10 protein-coding genes and 2 pseudogenes are annotated in these 10660 nt (G+C 34.2%); 8 read left to right on the plus strand and 4 right to left on the minus strand.

Annotation, left to right across the window (positions count from 1 at the left end):
• From B5P40_RS18175 to B5P40_RS18200, 6 genes and pseudogenes are all read left to right on the plus strand, one after another.
• Window positions 1-603, plus strand: a 603-nt coding sequence (locus B5P40_RS18175) for a BclA C-terminal domain-containing protein (RefSeq protein WP_113709567.1), incomplete at its 5' end; no start/stop codon positions are given.
• 520 nt (window positions 604-1123) lie between these two features.
• Complete coding sequence (locus B5P40_RS18180; protein WP_113709568.1) at window positions 1124-1744, plus strand: exosporium leader peptide-containing protein; 621 nt, start codon at window positions 1124-1126, stop codon at window positions 1742-1744.
• A 296-nt stretch (window positions 1745-2040) separates the two neighbouring features.
• Window positions 2041-2505, plus strand: coding sequence for a hypothetical protein (locus tag B5P40_RS18185; protein WP_002035352.1), 465 nt, complete (start codon window positions 2041-2043; stop codon window positions 2503-2505).
• A gap of 285 nt (window positions 2506-2790) precedes the next feature.
• Window positions 2791-3933, plus strand: coding sequence for an exosporium leader peptide-containing protein (locus B5P40_RS18190; protein ID WP_050551316.1), 1143 nt, complete (start codon window positions 2791-2793; stop codon window positions 3931-3933).
• Window positions 3934-4145: 212 nt separating this feature from the next.
• Window positions 4146-4364: pseudogene (locus B5P40_RS33555) on the plus strand (ImmA/IrrE family metallo-endopeptidase); the annotation flags it as partial.
• 20 nt (window positions 4365-4384) lie between these two features.
• A complete protein-coding gene (locus tag B5P40_RS18200; protein WP_002035357.1) occupies window positions 4385-5521 on the plus strand; it encodes a site-specific integrase in 1137 nt (378 codons plus the stop codon).
• Between the two features lie 360 nt (window positions 5522-5881).
• Here the strand turns inward: B5P40_RS18200 and B5P40_RS18205 are convergent, their stop codons facing one another.
• On the minus strand, window positions 5882-6157 hold the full coding sequence (locus B5P40_RS18205) for a stage V sporulation protein S (RefSeq protein WP_002035358.1): 276 nt from the start codon (window positions 6155-6157) through the stop codon (window positions 5882-5884).
• A 531-nt stretch (window positions 6158-6688) separates the two neighbouring features.
• Here B5P40_RS18205 and B5P40_RS18210 point away from each other — a divergent pair.
• Complete coding sequence (locus B5P40_RS18210; protein ID WP_002127124.1) at window positions 6689-7273, plus strand: hypothetical protein; 585 nt, start codon at window positions 6689-6691, stop codon at window positions 7271-7273.
• Window positions 7274-7467: 194 nt separating this feature from the next.
• On the opposite strand, the gene B5P40_RS18215 is transcribed toward B5P40_RS18210, so the two are convergent.
• The 3 genes from B5P40_RS18215 to exsG form a co-directional block, all read right to left on the minus strand.
• Window positions 7468-9078, minus strand: a complete 1611-nt coding sequence (locus B5P40_RS18215) for a lipase family alpha/beta hydrolase (protein ID WP_002127122.1) — start codon at window positions 9076-9078, stop codon at window positions 7468-7470.
• Between the two features lie 263 nt (window positions 9079-9341).
• Window positions 9342-9551, minus strand: a complete 210-nt coding sequence (locus B5P40_RS18220) for a hypothetical protein (RefSeq protein ID WP_002085943.1) — start codon at window positions 9549-9551, stop codon at window positions 9342-9344.
• A 249-nt stretch (window positions 9552-9800) separates the two neighbouring features.
• Window positions 9801-9953, minus strand: a complete 153-nt coding sequence (exsG, locus tag B5P40_RS18225; RefSeq protein WP_000395676.1) for an exosporium protein ExsG — start codon at window positions 9951-9953, stop codon at window positions 9801-9803.
• A 208-nt stretch (window positions 9954-10161) separates the two neighbouring features.
• Between exsG and B5P40_RS33560 the strand changes: the two are divergent.
• Window positions 10162-10660 (plus strand): annotated as a pseudogene (locus B5P40_RS33560) (ABC transporter permease); the annotation flags it as partial.

The raw sequence follows: 10660 nt of genomic DNA on the forward strand, positions 1-10660 counted from the left end.
GGGCCTACTGGGCCTACCGGCATAACCGGAGCAACTGGACCTTCTGGTGGACCTCCAGGACCTACTGGACCTACCGGAATAACTGGAGCAACTGGACCTTCTGGTGGACCTCCGGGGCCTACCGGACCTACCGGATTATCAGGAATTGTTGGAGCTACTGGGCCTACTGGACCTACCGGACTTACAGTATCTGGGTTATCTCATTATGCTTATGTTTTCAATACAGCAGCTCAAGTTGTTGCCTTAGAAGCACCTATTCTTTTTAATTCACATGGTAGAATGACATCTGGTTTTACTCATACGCTGGGAACTTCTCAATTAATGGTTCTTAATGCAGGAGATTATAAAATTTCTTTTTCTGTATCAGGAGTTGAGCCTAATCAATTCACACTTTTTTTAAATGGCGCTCCGGTTACCAGCGCAGTTTATGGATCAGGTGCAGGGACTCAACCAAACAACGGTCAAACAATTCTCGCTTTAGCTGCAGGTGATATTATTACCCTTAATAATCATACTTCCGCTGCTGCAGTTACTTTGCAGACTTTGGCAGGTGGAACACAAACGAATATAAATGCTTCGATTGTAATTGAAAAATTAATTTAATGATTTATTTCTTGAAACTCTAGCAGTTAATAACCTAGAGTGGATTCTTTTTTTAACAAGCAGTTAGCTTTTGCTAGCTGCTCTTTTAATTAAAATAACGCTTTTGTTTAAAAACTTTTCACATTTAAACCAGACAAGCATATGTTATTGTATGGAAGCTTTCCATTCATAGCATTCTACCTTTCTTATTTGAGAGCACGCTTATTTGTGTGCTCTTTTGTATTTGCTATGAAATAAGGATTTTATTTAGTTGCCATTAACCTTTTTATCCACTTTGAATATAGTATTATCATCCAAGTGAATACACAGGTCGCCCTGGACCAGCCTCCTTGTATTCCTTGTGTTCCTTGTATTCCTTGTACACAGAACCCGTTATAACTAGCGGGTTCTGTGTATTTTTATCTATACAATAACTATTTTGTTTAATTTATAAAATACAAGCGCTTGTCCATTTCATTTTGTTCTACCCCTACATTTACTATTAGTAATAAGAACTGAACTTTTCAGAGGTGAAAATATAATGGACGAGTTTTTATCTTCTACTTCAATAAACCCTAATTTAGTTGGACCTACTTTACCACCCGTTCCACCATTCACACTACCGACTGGGCCAACTGGGCCGACTGGGCCGACTGGACCGACTGGACCGACTGGACCGACTGGACCGACTGGACCGACTGGACCGACTGGATCACTATCAGTAGCTTACGGAACTTTTTGGCAAACGGAAATCATTACAGTCCCTTTCGAATCCCCTTTTTCTTTTAATCAGGCTGACCCTATGGTGGGGGGAATTTCTCTGTTAAATCCAACCACAATTAATATCACACAAGCTGGGGATTATCGAATTTCTTTCATTTCCTCGATTAACTTGACTGTAGCCCTTTCATTTCCTTATTCGCCTACCATTTCTATACTATTAAATAACAGTCTGATTCCAAATTTCAAAGCTACTTTCGGTCTTTCAATACTAGATCCAGAGGATGTAGATTGCGCTCAACTCATTGGAGACACTATTTTATCAGTCCCAGCCAACTCAACACTTCAACTTATAAATAATAGCTTTGTAGGCGAAACAGCCATTCGTACATGCGATAATGGAATAAATGCTTTAGAATTAAACATTATCAAATTAAACTAGTACAAGTACGCCTTTAAAACTAGGGGTTATTATGGCATCTAGTTTGCATTTTCCAATGAAATTTTTGTACAAAGAATACACACAAAATCAAAAATAAATTCATAAAATATTTTATATTCTTTTCTTTTTAGAATGAATAGTCTTTACAGAGCACTTCCCCAAGTGCTCTTACATTTACATATTAAATAGCTTTTTTAATTATTTACGAGAGCGGATTTTATTATTTTGTACAAGCACCCTTTCCTTTTGTTTAATAAAATATATAGACATCTCAAAGAAAGGAGAGCAACATAAGTATGGCTGATTATTTTTATAAAGATGGTAAAAAGTATTATAAAAAACAATCGCATTCGGGCAATCAAAAAAACAACTGTTTTATCGAGACTCATACAATTGCTGGTTCTGAAGAAAATGTAAATGGAAATATACCTGTATCTGTTTTCCTTGAAACCACCACTCCACAAACTGTATTTGAGGATTTTACAAACAATCATAATAAAACATTAATTCAGTTATTCGTTGTCGGTATGAGTGCACCTGTTCAAGTAACTATTCTAACAAGAATATCTACCAGCCCAATTAATACTATATTACAACCCGCTCAAACAAAAATATTTCAAGTTGAAGATTTTCAAAGTCTTACTCTTACAAAGCAGGAAGGTCCTACTAGTCTAGTTAGCTTATTTGTTCAAAAAACATTTTGTATCTGTTGTAATGAGAATAACGATTCATGCGATGAATATTACAAAGAATGTAATTAATAGATTAAACCACCAGAAGAATCCTTTATATAAAGGGTTCTTTTTCTTTCACTTCCCTCATTTTCAAAACCATTTTAGAATCATACTCAACGATTTTTCTATACATTCCTCATTTCCCCGTTTTTTTATTAAAATAACGTTTTCATTAAATTTTTCCAGTAATATTCTTCTTTTCCAGTCACAAATATGTTCATATTTCATTAATACTGTGCATCTATTAGATACGATTAGAAATTTTTTTGGAGGTGAACTATGTCAAAGAAAGATGAACTGAATTTATTTTAAATTTTACATGCTGCTGCATTAAACCCAGATTTAACCGGGCCCACATTTCCTACTATCCCACCATTCACATTTCCTACAGGGCCAATTGGACCTACCGGCAACACTGGGCCTACCGAACCTACTGGACCACCCGATGGGCCTACTGGACCCACTGGACCTACCGGGGACACTGGACCTGGATGCATAGAACCTCTACCAATATTCACTCAAATAGTCTATGTAAACAAAGCTGGTAATGACGTTACCGCTGATGGTTCTGAATGTGACCCGTTCTTGACAATTACTGCAGCAATGGCATCTATCATAGATGCTTCACCAGCTAAACGCTACGCTATCTCTATTGGACCTGGCACTTATACAGAACCATTAATTCATTTAAAAGCAAATGTACAATTAATCGGAACTAGTACTTTATTAACTAGATTAGCTATCCCCTTCGATATTAATGATCCGTCATGGTTTGAAAACGGATTTCAAAATGATAATCGATCTGGATTTGTAGACCTGACATTATTAACTGGACCACTTGATTTTAACTTTGTAACTGCAAGTAGTTTTAGTGGGAAGTTATTCTTTGTTAGCGTTAATATAACCCCTACTCCTATATTCACAGCTTTAACTACTTCTGTGAATCAAGTTAATATCCGTGACTCAATGTTATCCGCTGGTTATACTCAAAATGGCATTAACATGGTGATGTTTGCTTCATTCGTTTCTAGTGGGAATATTACTATTAATTCACAAGCAACAACAGATACCCAAGTCAATTTAGTAGGTGGCGGAATAAATGGTAATGTCATCATTAATGTGCAATCTGGTCATATTCCAATTGACCCTTTAAATTTAACCAGTTTTGCTATTACAGAAAACATCTTCAATCCCAGCCCTAATTCAGGGAATTTAATTGTTAATGGCGTTAATAACGTTATTACAAGAGTGAGAGCGACAGTTGATTCTTTACCTATTCGTTCCCCAGTAACTCTTATAGGCACAAATACATCTTTAATTAGAGTTGATGACGTTTTCGATTTAGCTTATACACCTATTAATCCAGTGAATTGGGCAGTTCCTCCTCCTACTACAGTACAGGAAGCTTTAGATAGAATTGCTGCATTACTGGCAGGAACTATCGGTACTCCCTAAATACCTTAGAAAGAGCTTAAACCCTATTTTAATAAGAGCTAAGTTGCTATGGTATGTGAAAGAAAAGTCTCTTCAAATCTTATTGGAGAGACCTTTTTTAATTTCTAAGTAAATCCAATATCAAAAAATGAATCTATATGATAAACAAAGTATTTATCTCTTAACAAAATTCAAATTCGATTATAGTAACTGTGTTTTTCGTTCTTCCATATTATCAAGAAGCAAAGGCTAAAAACTTCGCACAACAATTTTGCGTACCTACTTTTATGTTACGAAAGCTACCTCCCCTACAGTTAAAAGCATATATAATCTCAGAAAAATTCAATGTAACAACACAATTTGCTGAAAAAAGGCTTTTACATTATAAAAATCAATTATTAGCAAGTAAATTACAGAATCAATTATCACTATACCGCAATTTTCAAAACTAACGATACAGGAGGTATTGAATATGAAAGGAAGTTTTCGTAAACGTGGAAATACGTGGTCTTTTACAATAGATATCGGTATAAATCCAACTACAGGAAAGCGACAGCAAAAAAGTAAGAGTGGATTTAGAACAAAAAAAGAAGCCCAACATGCTGCTGCAACAATGATTACAGAGATAGAGAAAGGAATATATTTTGATGACAAACAATTAACTGTTTTAGATGTATGGGAAAAGTTAAAACCTCTTCGTAAAGCTGAATTAAAAATTACATCTTATGAAAAAGACATGAGCTTAGTTAGGCTCTATATCCTTCCCCCATTTAGTTATAAAAAAATTAAAAGTATTAAGCCTGTAATGATTCAAAGCTACTATGCTGAACTTAAGGAAAAAGGACTATCAAATGGTACAATCAGCAATATCCACCGCTGCCTAAGATGCATTTTCAAACACGCTGTAGAATGGGAAATCATACATGATAATATAATGAATAAGGTTAAAAAACCACGTGAAGAGCAAGGTGAGATGAAAACATGGTCCAGCGAAGAATGTAATCGATTCCTCCAGTATCTAAAAGAAAAAAATATTAAGTACCATATGTTCTTCTTACTTGCAATCTATACAGGTATGAGACGCGGAGAATTACTTGCACTAACATGGAAAGATATTGACTTTGATAATAAACGTATCCTGGTTAATAAATCGCTTGTAAAAACAGAAAAAGGACTTTTTAAAGCTGCTACAAAAACTAAGTCTTCAAATAGAAGCATTAGTATCTCTTCTTTTGTTATAGGGAAGTTACAATCCTACTACTCCTATAAAAAGAAAGAATTTTTCCGCTGGGGTATACACTTGAATGAAGAGGCCTATATTTTCACTGGAAATACGATACATTCGCCCTTACATATAGATGCTCCCCATCGCTTTTTGAATGATCACTATAAAAAAGCTGGTGTTCCCCGAATTCGTATACACGACTTACGACATACTCACGCTACACTCATGCTTCAGGCTGGAGAACACCCTAAAATCGTACAAGATCGCTTAGGACACTCATCTATTCAAATGACGTTAGACAAGTATAGCCACATCACACAGAACATGCAGCAACAAGCAGCGGAAAACTTCGAGAGCATAATCAAATCTAATGAAAACACCTGATAAAAAATGAAAAGATTTAATGTGAGCAAAATGTGAGCATCGAGGGAAATCGCTACTTATAAACCTTGATACAATAAGGTTTTTCATACTATATCGTTGAATCTTGGGAGAAGAATGAGCAGTTTTAGAATTGTTGATTTTAAAAAACATAAAAACCTCAAAAATGCCAAATCCCTTATGTCACAAAGGATTTGGCATTTTTAAGTTTCTAGAAAAACCCGCTAAATATAAAGAGGAATTAAAAGTCATAAATCCGGTACAATACTGTATCCACGCCCAAGGAACTGTCAAATGAAATAACGTGTCTAACTTTTTGGAGTCTATTGACCTTTTCAAATCCCCTTATATTAATGCTCGCTATTAAGATCTTCTCCTTCTAGGACCTACAATTAATTTGATTGCTGTTCTTTCTTGATTATCGATAGTAACCTCTTGAAACGCTGGAACAAGAACCAAGTCAATGCCACTTGGAGCTACAAAACCTCTTGCAATCGCAATTGCTTTAATCGCTTGATTTAAAGAACCAGCTCCAATCACTTGGATTTCTACTTTGCCACTTGCTCTTAGTACGCCCGCTATTGCACCTGCCACTGAATTCGGACTTGATTTTGAGGATACCTTTAATATATTTTCCATGTAAGTTGCTCCCTCTATTATTTAATCTCTCTTTTCTTACTGTTTGAAATATAACTAACGTATCTTTAACTACTATTCGAAATAAATACAAACAATTCTGTATAATTACATTCATTCGATATTTTTTGCCTTCTTCCTGCACAACTACATAAATAAAAAGCGACGACTAAGTTAAAAACTTAATCATCGCTTTATCCATTTCTCTGTTTCACTAAAATGCTGTCCTTTAAATACTTCTCTTCTTTACTTTGGCGATATACTATCTTAAAGTTTAAATACTTCAACATTTTAAAACCTTGGATAGAGTTATCTGCTAAATATTCATCCTTTTTCTTCTCCAAAATTCATTACATAGAATATTCTAACTCCATTTTTTTGAAAACTATATCTCCTCATTAGAGCACTTTATATTATGCCAGCTTTTTATCCCAAATCTATTACCTTATATATGGACAAGTATACACGCCAATTGCTTTTCGATTGCATAAACTACTATGTGTTATACATTTATTAATAATAGGAGGTAATATATTGGGTTCATACTATCATTCTTCAAGTTCATATAAAAGATCTTCATGCCACTCTTCTTCTAGTTCATATAAAAAATGTTCGTGCCATCAATCTTCCAGTTCGTATAAAAAATGTTCATGCGACCATTCACATAAATCATCTAAGCCTGCTTACGGCACTTTTTGGCAAACTGAGTTTATAACTGTTCCTTTTGGCGGTTCTTTTCCGTTTAATCACGTTGGCCCTTTGGCAGGAGGAGTTTCCTTATTAAATCCGACTACTATACAATTTAGTAAAGCTGGTGATTATAGAATTTCTTTCATTTCAAGTATTAACACTACGTTAAATCCTGTATTTCCCCATATTCCAGTCATCACTATATTTTTAAATAATAATCCACTTGCTAATAGTCAAGGTGATTTCGCTTTTCAAATGAATACTTCATCAAATAACGAATGCCTTCAACTAGTTGGCGAAACTATTGTTACGGTGCCTGCTAATTCAACTCTTCAACTTAGAAATAATAGTGGTTTCAATCATCAAAGTATTGTAACTTGTGATAATGGTATAAATTCAGTTGAATTAACAGTTACAAAACTAAGTTAATACTATTCCCTCACATTCAGATGCTAATTCAGCATCTTTTTTATTGCATAACGTTTTTTTGATTCCTATCGTCCTCTTATAGAACATAAACTCCTATTTCACTTTTCTATTCATCTAATAAACATGAAAAAGTGCCGAAATCCTTCTTCCACAAGAATTCGGCACTTTTTTTATTAAAGCCGATTCATTCTTTCCTACTTCTCCACATAAACCGATTTAACTATCGTACGATTATAAGGTTGTCCTTCCTTATTCATTCCTTTCATATCAATTGTAACGTTATATACACCTGGCTGTTCTATATTTTTCAAAGCACCTGTAAATGTAGTTGTATTAATGTTTTTCGATTCATTTGATTCAGAAACTAATTTTCCATCTTTATTAATTACTCGTACTGTTACTGAAAGATCGCCTTTCATTTCTGGAGCTACAGGTGATTTTTTGAGTTTATACTCTGCTTTATTTACTTTAACCTTTGCCGGCATTTGAAGGACGAACTGAGCATCTTTTTTGTAATCGGTCACGATTAAATATGCATCTTTCGGCTGCTTCGCCATCATTTTAACTTGCCATTCTCCTGCTTCCATTTTATCAAATTTAAATGTTCTTATAGTGGCTCCTTTAAAGAGAGATTCACCTTCACCAGTAGATACAGCACTATCTTTATTTGTATAAACTTTTCCTTTTGGAGATATTAGTTGTATTTCTACATCTGAAGAAGCTGTTAAAATAGAAACTACCCCTTCTGCTTTTTTATCAACTGCGACAGTTTGTCCTACCCACTCATTTTGTGACAACTCTCCTCCTAAAATAGCTTGATTAGAAGTTGTGTTTAATTGTTCTACCTTATCCTCTGAACTATTACTCGGGGCTAATAAAGCTGGTACTGGTACATTTACTGTCCGTAAATATGGTTCAATTCGTGCGAAAACGGCTGAACCTTTTCGTATATTATCATGATCAAATCGTGAATCTGTAAATAAATGTGTTCCATATGGTAACTTAGCACTCCATTCGTTCACCAATCCATCATTAGAACCGTATGATGACAAATACAACCCGCCCATAGATAGTGCTGAAAAAACAGGTCCCCAGCTTGTCCCAGTAGCCGTATAGTAACGGTTTAATTTAGCTGCAGGATTATTATCTATTGTAGAACGAAACTTTGCCATTTCACCTATTTGCAATGAATATGTCCCATCATCTTTTTGACCTAATATAGAGGCAAGCCATCCTGCCCACCAACTATATGATAAATCCGCTAAATTGGATCCGTAATGCGGAGTGGCAAGAGTAATAACATTTCCAACAAATCGATTCGCTCCATATCCAACTAACGCAGCTTGTGTATCAATACCACCTTTACTGTGAGCTACAATATTTACTTTTTTGCCAAAATGATTATAAATCTCTTCAAGCTTTTGTGCTAACAATTTTCCATTGTCCCATTGGCTAGCTGATCCTTTGCCCGCGGCATCATATAATTGAATAAATACAGTTTGATAGCCTGCTTTCAAAGCATAATCGTACATATCATTCATCTCATGATATACTGTCTTTCCATACCAACTATCCGCATTACCATTTCTTCCTTGTACAAAGAGAATTGGTGTTTTATTCTCATCATAATTAGCAGGTTTCTGACCTAAAAACCATTCTCCAGGAGTAAATACTTCTTGATCTGGAAAGCCAGTCTTAAGCTCTGTTACAACCTCCGCGTGTACATTTGCACTAAAAACCAGCGGACTCATAAAACAAAGTACAATAAATAATGCGATACTCCTTTTCATAATTCCCATTAACATCCCCCTTTTTCTCCTGAAAGAAAACGCTGCCATTCCGTTGAACACCAATTGTTTTAAATTCCATTTAATCAATTACTTTTACGTTACAATATAATAAGAAATTAATAGCCGCATTCCTTTCTTATCAAACGTTATTCTCTCAACATTTCTTCATTCCTTTTTACAATAAGCGTTTTGAATATTTCTCAATAAAGCTTTCTCTTTACAAAAAAAACTGCGTATAAAAGGTCTCTTTAATAACCTTTTATACGCAGCTTCTTTGTTTAAAACTCGATGATGTACTCATCATCATATTTATCGTATTGCAAACCCGCTCCTATTTTGAATTCTGTAACTTGATCTCTTAGAAATGGTGCATCTTCTATTTTACTAGTTGCTATTTCAATCCCATATTTTTTTGTTAAATGCGCTAATTCTATTAAAAACCATTCTCTTCGTAATACGACTGGAATATCATACGTTCGTCTTTTCATATATACTAGCACCTCTTCTATTTTCATTATTGAAAAGAATATCACTTCTACTTTCGATACACTTTTTAAAACTATCGTTCATCATCAAAGGCCAATGAAACATTATAGTATATGCATGTCCGTTTTAAACGTGCTATGGCAAAAATAATATTAAAAAACTTAAAAAGTCTTATTTAGTTTACATAAAAAAATTATGTAATAGTAAAAGGGGAAGGCTTGTCCCTCATCCTTTTACTATCAAAAGCTAAATTAAGAACATCTTGGTACACCTAAAGCTAAGAATAAACCTGCTACTCCTGCTGTAATTGGCACTTTCAACGTAATAACATCGTCTACTTTTGTTACTAAAAAGTAAGCATTCCCTTCTTGTAACACGCAATTCACTAATAATTGAAATTCCATTCAAATCTCCTCCTTTCAATCGATATACTATAATTTATGAAATCTCTTTCAAAATGTAATAGTAAATATATCTATTTTTCCTTATATACCAAATAAACGTTTATACATCTATTAAAAATATTAATTTTCTAAATTAATATAAAACGTGTAATATCCAATAAGTCCCTATATAATCAATAGAGAAAATCTTACAAATGGAGGTATGAAAATGGCAGTTTTGAGTAATATTGGTGTAGCTTTATTTTTTATAGCTTTTATTCTTTTAATCTTATGTATCATTTCATTCTTTAAGAAAACTGGAAAAACAAAACAATATGGTCGTCCTACTGTTATTCTTTTTATGATTTCAATTCTCTTAATAGGAATGGGCACTACAAAATCTGAACACCCAGTCATCGATTTTTTTGCTACTTTAAGTTTAATTTTATTTATTTTTTTCCTTGTTCTAGCAATCTTATCCGTAATTAAAAAGACAGGTGTAGCAAAAAAACAATTTATTATCACTGCTATTTTATTTGTCATTTTTGTTGCATTATCAAGTATTTCAGCTCCTTCTTCTGAAAAGACGGCAGCCACTAGTAAAAAAGTTGCTTCTAACAATGCAGAACAAAAAGAGAGCGAGAAGAAAAAAGAATTAGAAAAGAAAGAAGCGGAAGAACAAGCTCTTAAGCAAGAAGATGAAAAGCGTCTAGCTGATGAACAAGCTC

The sequence above is a fragment of the Bacillus sp. SRB_8 genome (genome assembly GCF_003264205.1).
Classification (GTDB): domain Bacteria; phylum Bacillota; class Bacilli; order Bacillales; family Bacillaceae_G; genus Bacillus_A; species Bacillus_A mycoides.